The organism is Rhodopseudomonas palustris (genome assembly GCF_013415845.1).
Taxonomy (GTDB): domain Bacteria; phylum Pseudomonadota; class Alphaproteobacteria; order Rhizobiales; family Xanthobacteraceae; genus Rhodopseudomonas; species Rhodopseudomonas palustris_F.
Genome location: NZ_CP058907.1, coordinates 1,657,122 through 1,675,159, shown reverse-complemented (window position 1 = coordinate 1,675,159; position 18,038 = coordinate 1,657,122). Strand labels below are relative to the sequence as shown.

General features: G+C 66.4%; 13 protein-coding genes. 6 read left to right on the top strand and 7 right to left on the bottom strand.

Features of this window, described 5'->3' with window-relative positions; translation table 11 throughout:
• Positions 1-14: 14 nt before the first annotated feature.
• Positions 15-1,784, top strand: coding sequence for an adenylate/guanylate cyclase domain-containing protein (locus HZF03_RS07755; RefSeq protein WP_104512207.1), 1,770 nt, complete (start codon positions 15-17; stop codon positions 1,782-1,784).
• A 24-nt stretch (positions 1,785-1,808) separates the two neighbouring features.
• Here the strand turns inward: HZF03_RS07755 and HZF03_RS07750 are convergent, their stop codons facing one another.
• Positions 1,809-2,456: a hypothetical protein gene (locus tag HZF03_RS07750; protein WP_104512206.1), complete on the bottom strand. Its 648-nt coding sequence runs from the start codon at positions 2,454-2,456 to the stop codon at positions 1,809-1,811.
• Between the two features lie 144 nt (positions 2,457-2,600).
• Here HZF03_RS07750 and putA point away from each other — a divergent pair, with 144 nt between their 5' ends.
• The 3 genes from putA to HZF03_RS07735 all read left to right on the top strand — a co-directional run bounded on the left by putA (position 2,601) and on the right by HZF03_RS07735 (position 8,072).
• Positions 2,601-5,609: a bifunctional proline dehydrogenase/L-glutamate gamma-semialdehyde dehydrogenase PutA gene (putA, locus tag HZF03_RS07745; protein ID WP_119018083.1), complete on the top strand. Its 3,009-nt coding sequence runs from the start codon at positions 2,601-2,603 to the stop codon at positions 5,607-5,609.
• Between the two features lie 164 nt (positions 5,610-5,773).
• Positions 5,774-6,982: a CaiB/BaiF CoA transferase family protein gene (locus HZF03_RS07740; protein WP_012495181.1), complete on the top strand. Its 1,209-nt coding sequence runs from the start codon at positions 5,774-5,776 to the stop codon at positions 6,980-6,982.
• A gap of 316 nt (positions 6,983-7,298) precedes the next feature.
• Complete coding sequence (locus HZF03_RS07735; protein WP_011157137.1) at positions 7,299-8,072, top strand: ferredoxin--NADP reductase; 774 nt, start codon at positions 7,299-7,301, stop codon at positions 8,070-8,072.
• Positions 8,073-8,227: 155 nt separating this feature from the next.
• Here HZF03_RS07735 and HZF03_RS07730 read toward each other — a convergent pair whose 3' ends face one another.
• Positions 8,228-9,199 (bottom strand): hypothetical protein, encoded by a 972-nt coding sequence (locus tag HZF03_RS07730; protein WP_119018084.1) that lies wholly within the window; start codon positions 9,197-9,199, stop codon positions 8,228-8,230.
• 208 nt (positions 9,200-9,407) lie between these two features.
• On the opposite strand from HZF03_RS07730, the gene HZF03_RS07725 reads away from it, so the two are divergent.
• Positions 9,408-10,019: a glutathione S-transferase family protein gene (locus HZF03_RS07725; RefSeq protein ID WP_012495179.1), complete on the top strand. Its 612-nt coding sequence runs from the start codon at positions 9,408-9,410 to the stop codon at positions 10,017-10,019.
• Positions 10,020-10,100: 81 nt separating this feature from the next.
• Here the strand turns inward: HZF03_RS07725 and HZF03_RS07720 are convergent, their stop codons facing one another.
• The 5 genes from HZF03_RS07720 to HZF03_RS07700 all read right to left on the bottom strand — a co-directional run bounded on the left by HZF03_RS07720 (position 10,101) and on the right by HZF03_RS07700 (position 15,680).
• The gene (locus tag HZF03_RS07720) at positions 10,101-10,598 is read right to left on the bottom strand and encodes a TPM domain-containing protein (protein ID WP_011157134.1); all 498 of its coding nucleotides are present in this window, start codon (positions 10,596-10,598) and stop codon (positions 10,101-10,103) included.
• A 13-nt stretch (positions 10,599-10,611) separates the two neighbouring features.
• Entirely contained in the window at positions 10,612-11,526 is a 915-nt protein-coding gene (locus tag HZF03_RS07715; RefSeq protein ID WP_119018085.1) for a TPM domain-containing protein, read from the bottom strand.
• A 4-nt stretch (positions 11,527-11,530) separates the two neighbouring features.
• Positions 11,531-12,145 carry a LemA family protein gene (locus tag HZF03_RS07710; RefSeq protein ID WP_119018086.1) on the bottom strand — a complete coding sequence of 205 codons (615 nt, stop codon included), beginning with the start codon at positions 12,143-12,145 and terminating at the stop codon, positions 11,531-11,533.
• A 77-nt stretch (positions 12,146-12,222) separates the two neighbouring features.
• The gene (locus HZF03_RS07705; protein WP_119018087.1) at positions 12,223-14,553 is read right to left on the bottom strand and encodes a xanthine dehydrogenase family protein molybdopterin-binding subunit; all 2,331 of its coding nucleotides are present in this window, start codon (positions 14,551-14,553) and stop codon (positions 12,223-12,225) included.
• Between the two features lie 251 nt (positions 14,554-14,804).
• Positions 14,805-15,680, bottom strand: coding sequence for a dihydrodipicolinate synthase family protein (locus HZF03_RS07700; RefSeq protein WP_119018091.1), 876 nt, complete (start codon positions 15,678-15,680; stop codon positions 14,805-14,807).
• A gap of 130 nt (positions 15,681-15,810) precedes the next feature.
• Between HZF03_RS07700 and HZF03_RS07695 the strand changes: the two genes are divergently transcribed.
• Positions 15,811-17,928: a S9 family peptidase gene (locus HZF03_RS07695; RefSeq protein ID WP_119018088.1), complete on the top strand. Its 2,118-nt coding sequence runs from the start codon at positions 15,811-15,813 to the stop codon at positions 17,926-17,928.
• Positions 17,929-18,038: the final 110 nt, after the last annotated feature.

Below are 18,038 nucleotides of genomic sequence, written 5' to 3'. Positions count from 1 at the left end.
GTATGCGGTCATTGATGGCGACGCGAGCGAAGCCGAACAAAAAACAGAACGCTTCTGCCCGCGGGAAAAAGCCCGCTTGGCTCGGCGGCATCGGGCTGCGGCAGGTCCGGATGTTCTGCGGGCTGGTGCTGTTCACCTACCTGCTCAGCCACTTCCTGAACCATGCGCTCGGCAACATCTCGCCCGAGGCGCTGCATGCCGGCGTGCTGTGGCACCTGGAGATCTGGCAGTTCCTGCCGGTCGCGATCCTGTTCTACGGCTCGGTGACGGTGCATGCCGGGCTCGGACTGTGGGCACTGTATCAGCGCCGCCAGTTCCGCTGGAAGACGCTGGAGCCGCTGCAGCTCGTGCTCGGGCTGTCGGTGCCGCTGATGATCTACAGCCATGTCATCGTGATGCGGCTCGGCAACGTGCTGTACGACCAGGACCGGCTGTATCCGCAGGTGCTGTACAATTACTTCGTCGCTTCGCCGTCCTATCGGGCCTGGCTGATGGTGGCGGTGATGCTGATCGCCTGGACCCACGGCTGCATCGGTCTCTACGTCTGGCTGCGGATCAAGCCGGCGTTCCGCCGCGCGATGCCGTGGCTGCTCGCCGCCGCGGTGCTGATCCCGACGCTGGCACTGCTCGGCTTCTATCAGGGCGGCCGCACGGTGGCGCGCGAGGCAGCTTCCCCGCAGTGGCAGGCCAATAATCTCGCGCCGGCCAATCTCGGCACGCCGGAGCAGCAGCAGACGCTCGAAGCGATCGGCAACGGCTTCCTGATTTTCTATCTCGGCCTGATCGCCCTGGCGCTGATCGCCCGCGCGGTACGCGCGATCATCGAACGGCGCGGCGGCATGGTCCGGCTGACCTATGACGGCGAGCGCAGCATAAGGGTGCCGAAGGGCCTCACCGTGCTGGAGGCGACCCAGCGCCACAACATCCCGCATGCCTCCGCCTGCGGCGGCCGGGCTCGCTGTTCGACCTGCCGGATCCGCGTCTTGGGCGATCCCGCCATGTTGCCGCCGCCGTCGCCGCGCGAAGCCTTCGTACTCGCCTCGATCGGCACCGGCGACGATCCGTCGATCCGCCTCGCCTGCCAGCTCAAGCCGACGCAGGATCTGACCTTCCTGCCGGTATTTCCCCCGCGCAACGTCGCCGCCGCGCGCAAGGCGGCGCGCGCGGCGCGGATCGGCGAGGAGCGCTATCTGGTCAGCATGTTCGTCGACATGCGCGGTTCGACCAAGCTCGCCGAAAGCCGGTTGCCGTTCGACACCGTGTTCATCGTCAACCGCTTTCTCGGCGCGGTGTCGCGCAGCGTGATCGCCTGCGGCGGCCAGCCCAATCAGTTCGTCGGCGACGGCATGCTGGCGCTGTTCGGGCTTGCCGAAACACCGCGCGAGGCCTGCCGCAACGCCGTTCGCGCTGCCGCGGCCATCGGCGCGGCGATCGATGAACTCAACAATTTTCTCGGCCACGACCTGCCCGAGCCGATCCGCTTCGGCATCGGCATCCACAGCGGCGAAGTGGTGGTCGGCGAGATCGGCTATCGCGACCACATGGTGTTCACCGCGCTCGGCGACTCCGTCAACGTCGCATCGCGGCTGCAGGACATGACCAAGTCGCTCGGCTGCGAGACGCTGCTGTCGGACGAACTCCGCGCCACCGCGGGCCTGTCCGAACAGGCGCTGCCGACGCTCGAGCTGGAAATCCGCGGCCGCACCGAACCGATGCTGGTCTGCGTCGTCGAACGCGCCGGCGATCTCGTCGCCGTGCTGAACGAAGACCTGGTACTGGCCTGAACGGCGCACGCACGACCGACTATCTCAGTCGAGCTTGACCCACTGATCGACCGGCATCACTTCCGGCGTCTGCGCATAGGCGCGGGTCCACATATCGACCACCCATTGCGTGCCGGCGGCACGCTCGGTCAGCACCGCGGTGTTGTGCGGCGTCTGCAGCACCAGGACGTTGCCGCGATACTTGGGATCGCCGACGCTGTGATACTTGAACAAGCCCCATTCCTGCATCACCAGCAGCAGGCTGGTGGTGTTGCGGGTGGTGTCCCAGCAATCGAAATTATGCTTGTCGTCGAAGTAACGAAAATCCGCGCGCGCGATCCGCTTGTCGGTACCGAGCACCGGGCCGAGCCGCCGGTCGAGCCACACCACCGCCTTCTGCACCGCCGCGCGTTCCGCAGCAGCCGACGCCTTGCCGGACGCCATGATCCGCGACAGCGCCGCGCGATCACCGGTCGAAAAGGCCAGCTCATAGCGGCGGCGGCAGACGAAGCCGTAGCATACCGTCATGCCCTTGGCGCTCGGCGGGAAGATCGACACAGAACTATACAGATACGAGACCTGCGAGCTGAGTTCGGCCGCACCAGCCGGCACACCGAACCAGGTGGCGGCGAGCGCCACGGCCGCGAGCGCACCGAACCATCGTGCGTTGGACTTGCCGCGCGTCACCCTCATCCCCGCTCCCAGCCTTCCCTGTGGTGGAGGCGAAGCTAGCGTCAGGCCCCGGCCGTGCCAATATGGCAGCCTGGATGGCATTGCATTTGCTGGCTGCACTGATGCGTGCCGTCCACAGCTATCTGGCCTCGGGAGCCGACCGCCATGCCGTCAGACCCGCCGCTTGCCGAATTCACCGCGGCTTACGCGCCGGATGATGCTGCGCTGGCTGCGGAGTTGCTGACGACCGCCACGCTGCCGCCCGACCGTGAAGCCCAGATCGACGCCATCGCGACCGACCTGATCAGCGCGATCCGCGGTTCCGAACACGGCCTGGGCGGCGTCGAAGCCATGCTGCGCGAGTTCGCGCTGTCGACCAAAGAAGGCCTGGCCCTGATGGTGCTGGCCGAGGCGCTGCTGCGGGTTCCGGATGCTGCGACTGCGGACGCCTTCATCGAGGACAAGCTCGGCCAGGGCGACTTCGCGCATCACCGTATCAAGTCCGATGCCGTGCTGGTGAACGCCTCGGCCTGGGCCCTCGGACTATCGGCACGTCTCGTCCTTGCCGGCGAGACACCGCAAGGCACGCTCGCGGCCTTAACCCGGCGGATCGGCACGCCCGCGGTGCGCGCCGCGACACGTCAGGCGATGCGGCTGATCGGCAGTCACTTCGTGCTCGGCGAAACGATCGAGGCGGCGCTCGCCCGCGCACAGCCGTATGTGCGTGAGGGCTCTCGCTATTCTTACGACATGCTCGGCGAAGGCGCCCGCACGGCGGCGGATGCCGAACGCTATTATCAATCCTACGCCGATGCGATCATCGCGATCGGCCGCCGCGCCGGCAACGCGGCGCTGCCGGCGAGGCCTGGCATCTCGGTGAAGCTGTCGGCGCTGCATCCACGGTTCGAGGCGATCAGCCGCGACCGCGTGATGCGGGAACTGACGCCGCGGCTGCTCAAACTGGCGCAGCTCGCCAAGAGCCACGACCTCGCCTTCACAGTCGATGCCGAAGAAGCCGACCGGCTCGAGCTGTCGCTCGAGGTGTTCGCCGCCTGCTTTGCCGATCCATCGCTCAAAGGCTGGGACGGTTACGGTCTCGCGGTGCAGGCGTATCAGAAGCGTGCCGCCACGGTGATCGACCACGTCGCCAAGCTCGCGCGCGCGCTCGACCGCCGCATGATGCTGCGGCTGGTGAAGGGCGCCTATTGGGACACCGAAATCAAGCGGGCTCAGGAGCGCGGGCTTGCCGACTATCCGGTGTTCACCAGGAAGGCGATGACCGATCTCAACTATCTGCACTGCGCGCGCAAGCTGCTGGCGCTGCGCCCGCGTCTGTTCCCCCAATTCGCCAGTCACAATGCGCTCACGGTCGCCACCATCCTGGCCGAGGCTGGTGATTGCGACGGCTACGAATTCCAGCGGCTGCACGGCATGGGCGAGGCACTGTATGCCCGGCTGCTCGCCGACCATCCGCAGGCGGTGTGCCGGATCTACGCGCCGGTCGGCGGGCATCGCGACCTGCTGGCCTATCTGGTACGGCGCCTCTTGGAGAACGGCGCCAATTCATCCTTCGTGGCCCAAGCCGGCGACGACAGCGTGCCGATCGCCGAACTACTGACGCGACCTGCCACACTGATCGGCCATCCCGAGAACGCGCGCAACTCGGCGATCCCGTTGCCGCGCGATCTGTACCAGCCGCAGCGGATCAATTCGCGTGGCATCGAATTCGGCGACCGCAGCGCGCTCGCCGCACTGCTCGGCGACATCGAAAGCGCACGCCGGCCGCTGCCGACGGTCGCGTCCACCACGCCGGAACAAGCCGCGGCCACGGTCACTGCCGCACGCAAAGGCTTCGAGCGATGGAGCCGAACCTCCGGCGATCATCGCGCCGCGATCCTGCAGCGCACCGGCGATCTGCTGGAGCAACACCGTGGCGAGCTGATCGCGCTCCTGCAGGACGAAGGCGGCAAGACGCTCGACGATTGCGTGGCGGAAGTGCGCGAAGCAGTCGACTACTGCCGCTACTACGCCAGCGAGGGCCGCCGGCTGTTCGGCGAGCCGCAGGCCCTCCCTGGACCGACCGGCGAGCGCAACACGCTGACCTTGCGCGGCCGCGGCATTTTCGTCGCGATCAGCCCGTGGAACTTCCCGCTCGCGATCTTCATCGGCCAGATCACGGCGGCGCTGATGGCCGGCAACGCGGTGGTCGCAAAGCCGGCCGAGCAGACGCCGGTGATTGCCGAGGTCGCGGTGCGCCTGTTGCACGAAGCCGGCGTACCGCCGGCTGCGCTGCATCTGGTGCAAGGCGACGGCCGCATCGGCGCGGCACTGGTCGAACAGCGCGACATCGCCGGCGTCGTATTCACCGGATCGACTGAGGTCGCGCGCGCGATCAACCGGACGCTCGCCGCGAAGGACGGTCCGATCGTGCCGCTGATCGCCGAGACCGGCGGCATCAACGCGATGATCGTCGACGCCACCGCGCTGCCCGAGCAGGTCGCCGACGACGTCATTGCCTCTGCATTCCGCTCCGCTGGTCAGCGCTGTTCGGCGCTGCGACTCTTGTGCGTGCAGGACGACGTTGCCGACCGAGTGATCGCGATGATCGCCGGCGCGGCGCGCGAGCTAACAATAGGCGATCCGCGCGATCCGGCGACGCATGTCGGACCGGTGATCGACGCCGAGGCGAAGACCAGGCTCGATACGCATATCGCCGCGATGAAGCGCGAGGCGCAGCTTCACTTCGCCGGCACCGCGCCCGCGAGCGGCAACTTTGTGGCGCCGCACATCTTTGAACTCAACCGTGCCTCAGAGCTCACCGAGGAAGTGTTCGGCCCGATCCTGCACGTGGTGCGCTACAAGGCGGCGCAGTTCGACGATCTCCTCAATGACATCGCCACGACCGGCTACGCACTCACGCTCGGCGTGCAGTCGCGGATCGACGACACGATCGCGCGAGTGATCGCGCGGCTTCCCACCGGCAATGTCTATGTGAATCGCAACATCATCGGCGCCGTGGTCGGCGTCCAGCCGTTCGGTGGCTCCGGCCTGTCGGGCACCGGCCCCAAAGCCGGCGGCCCGCATTATCTGCCGCGGTTCGCACTGGAACAGACGGTGTCGATCAACACTGCGGCCGCCGGCGGCAATGCCGCTCTGCTGACAGGCAGCGAATAACGACCGACACTTTCAAAGCCTGCGCGTCGCCGGAAGACGTCCATGCAGGTTCCAATATTGCATCGTGCTGATAACCCGGTTCATATGCGGCAGAAACCGGATCGACGCGTGCCTGCGCGAATTTCCGGACAACGAAAAAACAAGACGCAAGGGAGCGCACGCGCATGGACGAGAACGGCATCTTCAGCGGCCTCAAGGTGCTCGATTGCGCGAGTTTCATTGCTGCACCGGCGGCCGCCACCGTGCTGTCGGATTTCGGTGCCGACGTCATCAAGATCGAGCCGCCGGGTGCGGGTGATCCCTATCGCAACCTGCCGAACCTGCCGGGCTATCCGATCAGCGACCACAACTACGCGTGGATGCTGGAGGCCCGCAACAAGCGCAGCCTCGCGCTCGATCTCGCCAAGCCCGAGGGCAAGGAGGTGCTGCGCAAGCTGGTTGCCGAAGCCGACGTGTTCATCACCAACTTCCCGCCGCCGGTGCGGGCGCGGCTCGGCGTCGCTTACGCCGACCTCGCGCCGCTGAACGAGCGGCTGATCTATGCGAGCTTCACCGGCTATGGCGAGCGCGGCGAGGAAGCCAACAAGCCCGGCTTCGACAGCAACGCCTGGTGGGCACGCTCAGGCATGATGGACTTGGTGCGCGCCGACGAGGACTCGACGCCGGCGCGATCGGTCGCCGGCATGGGCGACCATCCCTGCGCGATGTCGCTGTTCGGCGCGATCGTCACCGCGCTGTACAAGCGCGAGCGCACCGGCAAAGGCAGCGAGGTGAAGTCGAACCTGATGGCCAACGGGCTGTGGTCGACCAGCGTGCTGGCCCAGGCCAAGCTGGTCGGCGCCGAGTTCCAGCCGCGGCGGCCGCGCGAGCGCGCGCTCAACGCGGTGGCCAATCACTATCGCTGCCGCGACGGCCGCTGGCTGATCCTGTCGCTGCTCAACGAAGAGAAGCAGTGGCCGACGCTGACGAAGTGTCTCGGCCGCGAGGATCTCACCGACGATCCGCGCTTCGCCACCAAGGCGGACCGCCATGCACGCTCGATCGAACTGATCGGCATCTTCGACGAGATCTTCGCCACCCGCGATCTCGCCGAGTGGCGCAAGGCGCTCGACGGCACCGGGCTGGTGTTCGGCGTCGTCGGCATTCTCGACGACATCACCACCGACAAGCAGCTGATCGAAAACGAAGTGCTGGTGCCGTTCGAGAACGACACCACGCTGACGATCAACAGCCCGATCTGGATCGAAGGCAGCACCAAGACCCGGCCGCGCAAGCCGCCGGGCGTCGGCGAGCACAGCGACGAAGTGCTGCGCAGCGCGGGCTATGACGACGCCGCCATCAAGGCGCTACGTGCATCGGGTGCCGTCGGTTAAGAGGCGACGCGCCCCTCCGCGAGCTGCAACGTCAAGTACGCGAGGTCGGCCTCGACTTCGCCGAATGCGTGCACTGCCCCCACGAGGTTTGCTCCTGTCGCAAGGGGCCTGAGGCCAGGTGCGAGGCCATCTCGGGTGCGAAAACAAATTGCTCGGATTTGCGAGAAAACAGCGCATCGCACCTCTTGTCAGCGCCCTGCATGAAATTTTGCTACTAATTGGCGGCGAGTGCGATTTCGCAATTGCGAAAAGGGGTCGATATCCGCGACATCGTCTCATCGGACGCAGGAGATGACCTGCGGGTGAGGAGAAGACGATGAGTGCATTCCAAACCGAAACGGTGTTGTCGGTCCGGCATTGGACCGACTCGCTTTTCAGTTTCACCGCAACGCGCGACCCTGGATTCCGGTTCCAGAGCGGCCAGTTCGCGATGATCGGCCTGGAAGTCGACGGCCGGCCGTTGATGCGCGCCTACAGCATGGCGAGCGCCAATCACGAGGAAGAGCTGGAGTTTTTCAGCATCAAGGTGCCGAACGGTCCGCTGACCTCGCGGCTGCAGCAGATCAAGGAAGGCGATCAGATCCTGGTCGGGCGCAAGGCGACCGGAACGCTGATCGCGGGCAATCTGATCCCCGGCAAGCGGCTGCTGCTGCTGTCGACCGGCACCGGGCTGGCCCCGTTCGCGAGCCTGATCAAGGACCCGGAAATCTACGACAACTACGAATCCATCGTGCTGGTCCACGGCTGCCGTCAGATTCCCGAACTGGCCTATGGCGAGCAACTGGTCGAGCGCCTGCGCGACCACGAGTTCCTCGGTGATCTGATCCGCGACAAGCTGCATTACTACCCGACCGTGACCCGCGAGCCGTTCCGCAACCGCGGCCGCGTCACCGATCTGATCGCGTCGGGCCAGTTGTTCAGCGATCTCGGCCAGTCCGGTCTCGATCGCGAGTCTGACCGGGTGATGCTGTGTGGCAACCCGGCGATGCTCGCCGAACTGCCGGCGATGCTGAGCGAACGCGGCTTCCGCGAAGGCAACCACAGCGAGCCAGGCCATTTCGTGGTCGAGAAGGCATTCGTCGAGCGCTGACGCGCCGTTCGAAATCGCGCGCCGGCGACAACTAATTGCTATCGTCCGGCGGGTGCCTGAACAACTCTGCAAGGCTCCGCGGCAAAGCCAAATCAAAACGGCGCCGGCTGTCTCACAGCCGGCGCCGTTAAAGTTTCAAGAATGAGGCTGCGCGATCAGCGGGCGACGATCAGACCGCGGCTGGTCACCACGACCCAGCGGCCGTCCTGGCGGCGGATCGCATCGACGCGGCCGACACCCGGGATCGGGTCACCGGCATAGACTTCGTACGTGCCGGAGCGGCCTTCGACCACCGCGCCGCCGTCATACACATCGCGCAGCACCCAGCCTTCGACCGTCGGCAAGCGGCCCGGCTTCGCAGCTTCGGCCTTCGGCGTGATCGAGCCGGTGACGTCCTTGGCGGGGACCGCCGCGACATTCGCCGGAGCCGGAGCAGCCGGCGGCTGAACCTGCGCGGTGCGCAGCTTCTCGACCGTCTCGCTCAGCTTGGCGATTTTGGCGACCGGCTCGGCCTGTGCCTTCTCAAGCTTCTCGATCCGGTCCGCGGTCTTGCCGAGCTGCGCTGTGCTCTGCTTGGCGGCGTGGTCGAGATCGGCCTTGAGCGCCGACAGTTCGGTCTGGAGCTGAGCGACCTGCGCGTCGAGCGTCTTCACCTGCGCCGAAGCCGCGGTGGTCTCGGCGTCACTCCGATGCGACAGGCTGGCGGTGGCAAGTGCACCACCGACCGCACCGGCGATCGCCGCCAGGATCACCGCCGCAGCAACCGCCGCGAGCTTGCGCACGCCGAAACGATGAACCGCGGACTGGCTTGCCTCGTCGGGCGCCTCGACCTCGATCTCGTCGTCCCAGTGCCGATACAGATTTTCGCGAGGCGACGGCGCCATGATGGTCACGGTGCCGGGCCGCGGACGGCTGACACGATCCGATTTCTCGATCTCGGATTTGCCGGCAGGCTTCGCGTCATCCGGCTTGGCGGCGCCCGCATTGGCCGGGGTGTTGGCCGGCGTCCCCTGAGGCGCGGAGGCCGAGCTTGCTTCGGGGGTGCCGGCGTTCGCCTGCGCTCCGTCCGTCGCGGCGGCCGCGCCGGTCTGCTGTTCACCGATGGGCTCGTTGCGATGCTCGTCCACGTCTCAAATCCTCCAGATCAGCTTGATACTATTCGGTAACTTTTATTACTTGCGAAATCGTTACTTCCGCCGACGGTTACGGAAATTTCACGAATCGTGAGGAACGCGCGCAGCATGACGCACCGCGCGGCTTTGCACCGCACGGTGTCCCGCGCTAGGACAGATCGATCATCAAAGGCGCAACAAAGCGCCGACCAGGGAGACGACCATGAAGCTGTACGATTCGATCGGACCCAATCCACGCCTGGTGCGGATGTTTATCGCCGAAAAGGGCCTGACGATTCCGACCCAAACGCTCGACATCCGCGCCGGCGAGAATCGAAAGCCCGAGCATCTCGCTCGCAATCCCCACGGCCAGACTCCTACTCTCGAACTCGACAATGGCAGCTTCTTGGCGGAGATCACCGCGATCTGCGAATATCTCGAGGAGAAGCATCCGCAGCCGCCGCTGATCGGCACCACGCCGGAAGAGCGCGCCGAATGCCGGATGTGGACGCGGCGCATCGATCTCTACATCTGCGAACCGCTGACCAACGGCTTCCGCTTCGCCGAGGGCCTGAAGATGTTTCAGGATCGCGTGGTCTGCGTGCCGGAAGCCGCGCCCGGCCTGAAGAAGATAGCTGCCGATCGCATCCGGTGGATGAACGAGCAGATGAAGGGCAAGGAATATGTCTGCGGCGCGCGGCTGACGCTCGCCGATCTGCTGCTGTACGGCTGGCTCGATTTCGGCGCCCAGGTCGGCCAGCCGCTCGATCCCGCCAACACCACCATCGCCGAGTGGTTCAAGCGCATCGCGGCGCGGCCGTCAGCGAAGGCGTGAGGCGCTTTCGTTTCGAAGGCCAGGCGTCGGTGCTTTCTCCCTCTCCCCGCTTGCGGGGAGAGGTGGGATGCCGCCGTGTTACTACACCACCACCGGTGCGTCGGGGATTTCGTTCGGGCTTGGGCCGCTGCGCGGGAAATGTTCGGCCAAATGCGCGGTGATGCGGTCGATGCCGCGGAGCACGCCCTGCTCGAACCGGCCCTCGCGAAACTCGGCCTCCATTTCGCGGCAGATCGCCTCCCAGGTGTCGGCGCCGACGCGGCCGTCGATGCCGCGATCGGCGATAATCTCGACGTTGCGGTCGGCCAGCAGCAGATAGATCAGCACGCCGTTGTTGTGCTCGGTGTCCCAGATCCGAAGCTGCGAGAAGATGTCGAGTGCGCGCTCGCGCACCGGCTGATCGCGAAACAGCGGCGCACCGTCGAGCGCGCCCTCGACGACGAAGCGGATCTGGCCGACGTGGCGGGTTTCGCTCGCCTTTATGGCACGCTCGATCGCATCGAACGCATCCGGCGAAAACGCGCGGTGCACCGCGCCGCGACTGGTGAACAGGTGCTTGCCGATCCGCCGGATGCCCATGCTGCGCCTCTCCTCACCAGCTGCCCGAGGCGCCGCCGCCGCCGAAGCTGCCGCCACCACCGCTGAAGCCGCTGTCGCTCGAACCGCTCGACCACGACGAGCCGCTGCTGCCACCGGTCCAGGTACCGCCGGAGCCGCCGCGCCGCCCCGACGAGATCGTCGGCCCGCCGAACAGATCGATCACCAGAGCCAGCAGGAACGCGGCGAAGCCGGCGACCAGCGCGATGTACCAGACCAGACCGAACAGCATCGCCACCGCGCCGACGATAATGCCGGTCAGCCCCGAGGCTGCAACGCGGCCGAGCGCCGCTTTCAAGAAGCCATTGAGCACCAGCGTGCCGAACAACAGCGGGATCGCCCAGCCGGTCAACTCATCCATCGATTCGGGGGCAGCCCATTCGTGCTGCGGCTGCGGCGTCGGTAATGGCTCGCCGTCGATCACGCCGATCATCCGGTCGATGCCGGCCTCGATGCCGCCGTCGAAATCGCCGGTCTTGAATTTCGGCGTGATGATCTCGTCGATGATGCGCTTGGCGGTGACGTCGGGCAGCGCGCCTTCGAGGCCGTAGCCGACCTCGATGCGCAGCTTGCGGTCGTTCTTGGCGACCAGCAGGATCGCGCCGTCATCGATTTTCTTGCGGCCGATCTTCCAGGCTTCGGCGACCCGGATCGAGAACTGCTCGATCGCCTCGGGCTGCGTCGTCGGCACGATCAGCACGGCGATCTGACTGCCCTTGCGGGCCTCGAATGCCTTCAGCTTCTGATCGAGCCGCGCCACCGCATCGGCGGACAGCGTGCCGGTCTGATCGACGACGCGGCCGGTCAGCACCGGCACCGCGACGTCGGCGCGGGCGAACGGCGCCAGCGCCAGAGCGACGACGCAGAGCAGCAGCGCCAACCATCCGGCGCGGATCGTCGCCGCGGTCATGCGCTCACTTGGCCGGGGCTGGAGCCGGCGCAGGGGTGAAATCGACCTTCGGCGCGGTCGAGATCGCCTTCTCGTTCTCCACCGTGAAGTTCGGCTTTTCCTTGTAGCCGAACATCATCGCGGTGAAGTTGGTCGGAACCGAGCGCACCGTGACGTTATAGGCCGCGACAGCCTTGATGTAGCGATTGCGCGCCACGGTGATGCGGTTCTCGGTGCCTTCGAGCTGCGCCATCAGGTTCTTGAACAGCTCATCAGACTTGAGCTGCGGATAGTTCTCGGTGACGACCAGCAGCCGCGACAGGGCGCTCGACAGTTCGCCCTGCGCCTGCTGGAACTTCTGGAGCGCGGCCGGATCGTTCAGCACCTCGGGCGTCGCCTGGATGCTGCCGACCTTGGCGCGGGCGTTGGTGACGCCGAGCAGCACGTCCTTTTCCTGCTGGGCGAAGCCCTTCACCGAGTTGACGAGGTTGGGCACCAGATCGGCGCGCCGCTGATACTGGTTCACCACCTCCGACCAGGTGGACTTCACCTCCTGGTCTTCGCTCTGGATGGTGTTGTAGCCGCAATTGCTCAGGCTGAGCGCGGCGAGCGCCGCCAGCACCGTCAGAAACTTCCGCATCGATCTCTCCCGCGCGCGAACCGGCGCAGCATAGCATGCGCCGGTGTGTCTTTGTCGGTATTGCGGGCGTTGAGGTTCTAAGCCGCCTGGGCCGACTTGGCGTCCTGGATCGCGCGCCAGACCTTTTCCGGGGTCAGCGGCGTGTTCAGCGTGGTGACGCCGAGCGGGGCCAGCGCGTCGAGCACACCGTGCACCACGCAGGGCGGGCCGCCGATCGCGCCGGATTCGCCGCAGCCCTTGGCGCCGAGCGGATTGGTCTTGCAAGGCGCCGACGGATCGAGCGTGACGTTGATCGGCGGCAGGTTGTCGGCGCGCGGGATGCAGTAGTCGAGATAGCTCGCGGTCAGGAGCTGGCCGTCGTCATTGTAGGCGGCGTTCTCATACAGCGCCTGGCCGACGCCCTGGGCGACGCCGCCGTGGATCTGGCCGGCGACCAGCATCGGGTTCACCGCATTGCCGACGTCATCCACCGTGGTATAGCGCACCACCCGGCTGACGCCGGTCTCGGGGTCGACCTCGACCTCGCAGATATGCGCGCCGTTCGGCCACGACGGTCCGTCGACCTCGCCGGTGGAGTCGACGCTGAGGCGCGTGCCCTTCTCCTTGGCGGCGATCTCGAACAGGCTGATCTTGCGGTCGGTGCCTGCGATGGTCAGCATGCCACCGGAGTATTCGATGTCCTCGATCGACGCTTCGAGAATGTTGGCGGCCTTCTCGCGGGCCTTGGCGATCATCTCGGCCGACGAGACCGCGACCGCCGTGCCGCCGACGAACAGCGAGCGCGAGCCGACGCTGCCGAAGCCGATCGCCAAATCCGTGTTGCCCTGCACGACATCAATCTTGTCGAGCGGAATCTCGAGCGCCGCAGCGATCATCTGGGTGTAGGTGGTCTCCAGCCCCTGCCCCATCGCCTGGGTGCCGGAATGCAGCACGACGCGGCCTTCGGCGGTGGCGTGCAGCTTGACGTTCTCGGTGTGGGCGCGGCCGCCGGTCCATTCGATGTAGCTGGTGACGCCGCGGCCGTAGAGCAGCCCCTTCTTCTGCGCCGCCTTCTTGCGCGCCTTGAAGCCGTCCCAATCGGACAGCTCGGCAGCCCGGTCCATCATGTGCGCGAATGCACCGCTGTCGTACACCTGCCCGACCGCGTTGGTGTAGGGCAGCTGCGACGGCTTGATGTAGTTGATCTTGCGGATCGCGCGCGGGTCCATGTTCAGCTTGCGCGCCGCAGCGTCCATCAGCCGCTCGACGATGTACACCGCCTCAGGCCGCCCGGCGCCGCGATAGGCGCCGACCGGCGCGGTGTGAGTCATCACCGCCTTGATGTCGAAATGCACCACCGGCAGGTGATACACGCCGGTCTGCACGAACGGCCCGAGCACCAGCGGAATGATCACGCCGGCCCCCGCCAAGTAAGCGCCGGTGCCGCCGATCGAGGTGACGCGATAGGCCAGCACCTTGCCCTTGGAGTCGAGCGCGAACGAGCCGGTCGAGGTCAGGTCGCGGCCGTGGGTGCCGCCGATGAACTCATCGGTGCGCTCGCCACGCCAGCGGATCTTGCGGTTCAGCTTCACCGCCGCGTAGGCGACGAGCGCGTCTTCGGGATAAACGCCGGTCTTCTGGCCAAAGCCGCCACCGATATCACCGACCAGCACCTGGATGCTCTCCTTCGGCCGCTTCAGAATGGCCTCGGCGAGCGCATCGCGGGTCTGGCCCGGCGTCTGCGACTGGGTGTGCAGGATCAGCCGGCCGGTCTTCTTCTCGATCTCGGCGATGGTCGAGCGCGGCTCCATTGCCGAGGGGATCAGGCGCTGGCTGACGAGATCGAGCGACACGGTGTGGGCGGCGCTGGCGAACGCGGCATCGACCTTGGCGGCATCGCCATAGCTCATCGCCGCCACGATATTGTCGGGCGTCTCGGCCCACACAGCCGGCGCGCCGGACTGGATCGCCGCGGTCGGATCGGTCACCGCCGGCAGCTCGTGGTATTCGACCGCGATCGCCTCGATCGCCGCCTGCGCGGCGAGCTGCGAGGTCGCGACCACGGCGGCGACCGGCTCGCCGACGAAGCGGACTTTCTCGTGCGCCAGCAGCCGTCGCAGCGGCAGCGCCATCGGCGAGCCATCGGGCCGCTTAAAGATCGGCAGGGTCGGGATGGTGCCGACATCGTCGGCGATCAGATCGGCGCCGGTCAGCACCGCTTCCACGCCCGGCATCCCCTTCGCCGCCTCGGTATCGATCGAGACGATGTCGGCATGCGCATGCGGCGAACGCATCACCACCAGCCACAACGCGCCATCGGCGGCCTTGTCGTCGAGGTAGCCGCCGTGCCCGGTGAGCAGCCGCTGATCCTCGAGACGCTTGACGGGCTGACCCGCGCCGAACCGCATGGAGCCGGGGAGAATGTTCATGCCGTTTCCTTTTGTTGCTTGCTTGGCCGCAGTTTTAGCGGAGAACCGAGCGGTACGCCAAGAGGGGCGCCTCTTCTCCCCTCCCCCTTGCGGGGAGGGGGCGGGGGTGGGGGTACCACGAGCGAGGCGGTGCGACCGTCAACGTGACAACGGCAAAGTTGAACGACCCAAGGACAAGCTGTGCCTGGGGACCCCCACCCCCTACCCCTCCCCACAAGGGGGAGGGGAGCGCGCTGCGCCGCGTGGCGTACTTACGCGATCTCCGCCAGCACCTTCTCGACCGCTTTCCGCTCCTCGGCCGTCAGCGCGGCTTGCGGCGGGATGGGGTCGCCGACGTCGTAGCCTTGCAGCGACAGGCCGGCCTTGATGCAGGCGGCGAGGTTGAATTTGGCGAAGGCTTCGTTGACCCGCCACAGCTTGCGCTGCAGCATCAAGGCTTCGTCCCAGCGCTGCGCCTTGCACAGCTCGTACAGCGCAACGCTTTGGCGCGGCGCGATGCAGGCGGGGCCGGCCATCCAGCCGACGCCGCCGATCAGCATCACCGCCGCGGGGATGTGCGCCGAGGCCGAGAACACCTGCAGCGCGTCGCCGCAGCGGTTGATGATCGACAACAGCCGCCCGGTATTGGTCGAGGCATCCTTGATGTAGCGAATCCGCGGATGCTCGGCGAGCCGCGCGATCACGTCGAGCGTCAGATCCGAGCGCTGGAATTGCGGGTTGGTGTAGATCACCACCGGGATCTCGACCGCATCCGCAATGGCGCGGAAATAGCTTTCGATCTGCGCATCCTTCAGCGGAAAATACGCTTCGAGAATCGCCAGAATGCCGTCGGCGCCCAGCTTCTCGTACAGCCTCGCCTGCGCCACCGCGTCCGCCACCGAGGTCGAGGCGACGCCTGCCACCACCGGCACCCGGCGCTGCGCGGCTTCGATGGTCGCCCGCACCACGGACTCGCGCTGCGCGGTGCCGAGATAGGCAAATTCCCCGGTCGAGCCGAGCGGCGTCAGCCCGTGCACGCCGGCCTGGATCAGATCGTCGCACAGCCGTCCCATCACATCGGCGCGAACGCGGCCCTCCGCATCGACCGGAGACACCAGATAAGGGAATACGCCGTGAAAATCCGTCATCATCCAATCCGTCACTTGTCCACATCCGGCCGCCGGAACCGGCGCCCCCGCCTATCCAGCGCAATCCGCCCGGCGCCGCAAGGCGGAAACGTGCTAAGCCTGCCCACCCCGCCCTGAACGAGACCTGCCGATGACCTCTGCCCCGCCCCGTGCCGCCAACCAGCAACCGCCGGTCGCGCCGCGCCGTCCGCATAGCTTCACCACCCACGGCATCACGCTGACCGACGACTATGCCTGGCTGAAGGATCCGAACTGGCAGGAGGTGCTGCGCGATCCGTCGCTGCTCGATCCCGATATCCGCGCCTATCTCGAGGCAGAGAACGGCTACACCGACAGCGTGCTCGGCCACACCACGAGTTTGCAGAAGAAGCTGGTCGCCGAGATGCGCGGCCGGATCAAGGAGGACGATTCCAGCGTCCCGTCGCCGGATGGCCCTTACGCTTACTTGCGCAAATATCGCGAGGGCGGCCAGCACCCGCTGTACGGCCGCGTCGCGCGCGACGGCAGCGGCGAGATCGACATCATCCTCGACGGTGACGAGCTTGCCAAGGGCCACGACTACTTCCAGTTCGGCGACCGCCGGCACTCGCTCGACCACAAGCTGGAAGGCTGGAGCGCCGATACCAAGGGCTCCGAATACTACACCATCCGCGTCCGCGACTGGACGACCAAGCAGGACCTGCCCGACACGGTCGAGGAGACCGACGGCGGCCTGGTGTGGACCGCGGATTCGACCGCGTTCTTCTACGTCAAGCTCGACGACAACCACCGCCCGATGCAGGTGTGGCTGCACAAGCTCGGCACCCAGCAGGCCGACGATCTTCTGATCTACGAGGAGCCGGACTCCGGCTGGTTCACCCACATCCACGAAAGCACCAGCGGCCGGTTCTGCGTGATCGCCGGCGGCGACCACGAGACCTCCGAGCAGCGGCTAATCGACGTCTCCGACCCGACCGCGCCGCCGCGCCTCGTCGCCAAGCGTGAACTCGGCGTGCAATATTCGCTCGGCGATCGCGGCGACGAACTGTTCATCCTCACCAATGCCGACGGTGCGATCGACTTCAAGATCGTCACCGCGCCGCTGGCTGAGCCGACCCGCAACAACTGGCGCGATTTGATCCCGCACCGCGCCGGGATCTATGTGATCGATTTCGATCTCACGACCGGCCATCTGATCCGGCTGGAGCGCGCCAATGCGCTGCCCTCGATCACCATCCGCGACCTGAAGACCGGCGATGAGCACGCGATCGCGTTTGCCGAGACCGCGTATTCGCTCGGCACCATCGGCGGCTACGAGTTCGACACCACGAACCTGCGGTTCTCGTATTCGTCGATGACGACGCCGTCGGAAGTCTATGACTACGACATGGCGACGCGGCAGCGGACCTTGCGCAAGCGCCAGGAGATTCCCTCCGGCCACAATCCGGCCGATTACGTCACCACCCGGATCATGGCCAAGGCCGGCGACGGCGCCGAGGTGCCGGTGTCGATCCTGCATCGGGCCGGCCTCAAGCTCGACGGCAAGGCGCCGCTGCTGCTGTATGGCTACGGCTCCTACGGCCATGCAATGGGCGCCGGCTTTTCGGCCAACGCACTGTCGCTGGTCGACCGCGGCTTCGTCTATGCGATCGCCCACATCCGCGGAGGCGCCGACAAGGGTTGGGGCTGGTATCTGGACGGCAAGCGCGAGAAGAAGACCAACTCGTTCGACGACTTCGCCGCCAGTGCCCGCGCATTGATTGCGACGAACTACACCTCGCCCAAGCGCATCGTCGCCCACGGCGGCAGTGCCGGCGGCATGCTGATGGGCGCCGTCGCAAATCGCGCCGGAGAGCTGTTCGCCGGCATCGTCGCCGAGGTGCCGTTCGTCGACGTGCTCAACACCATGCTCGACGACACCCTGCCGCTGACCCCTCCCGAGTGGCCGGAGTGGGGCAATCCGATTGCGAGCGAAGCCGACTTCAAGACCATCCTGTCGTACTCGCCCTACGACAACGTCGCCGCCAAAGAGTATCCAGCGATCCTGGCGATGGGTGGCCTCACCGATCCGCGCGTCACCTATTGGGAGCCCGCCAAATGGGTCGCGCGGCTGCGCGCTACCATGACCGGCGGCGGCCCGGTGCTGCTGCGCATCAACATGGGCGCCGGCCACGGCGGCGCCTCCGGCCGCTTCAGCCGCCTCGACGAGATCGCCATCGTCTATGCGTTCGCGCTGTGGGCGGTCGGCTTGGCTGACGCCGAAGCGTGAGCGTGGCATAAAGTCTTGGACACCGCCCTTTCCCCGTCATTGCGAGCGAAGCGAAGCAATCCAGAAGCGCCGAGCACTGAGCCTGATTGCTTCGTCGCTCCGCTCCTCGC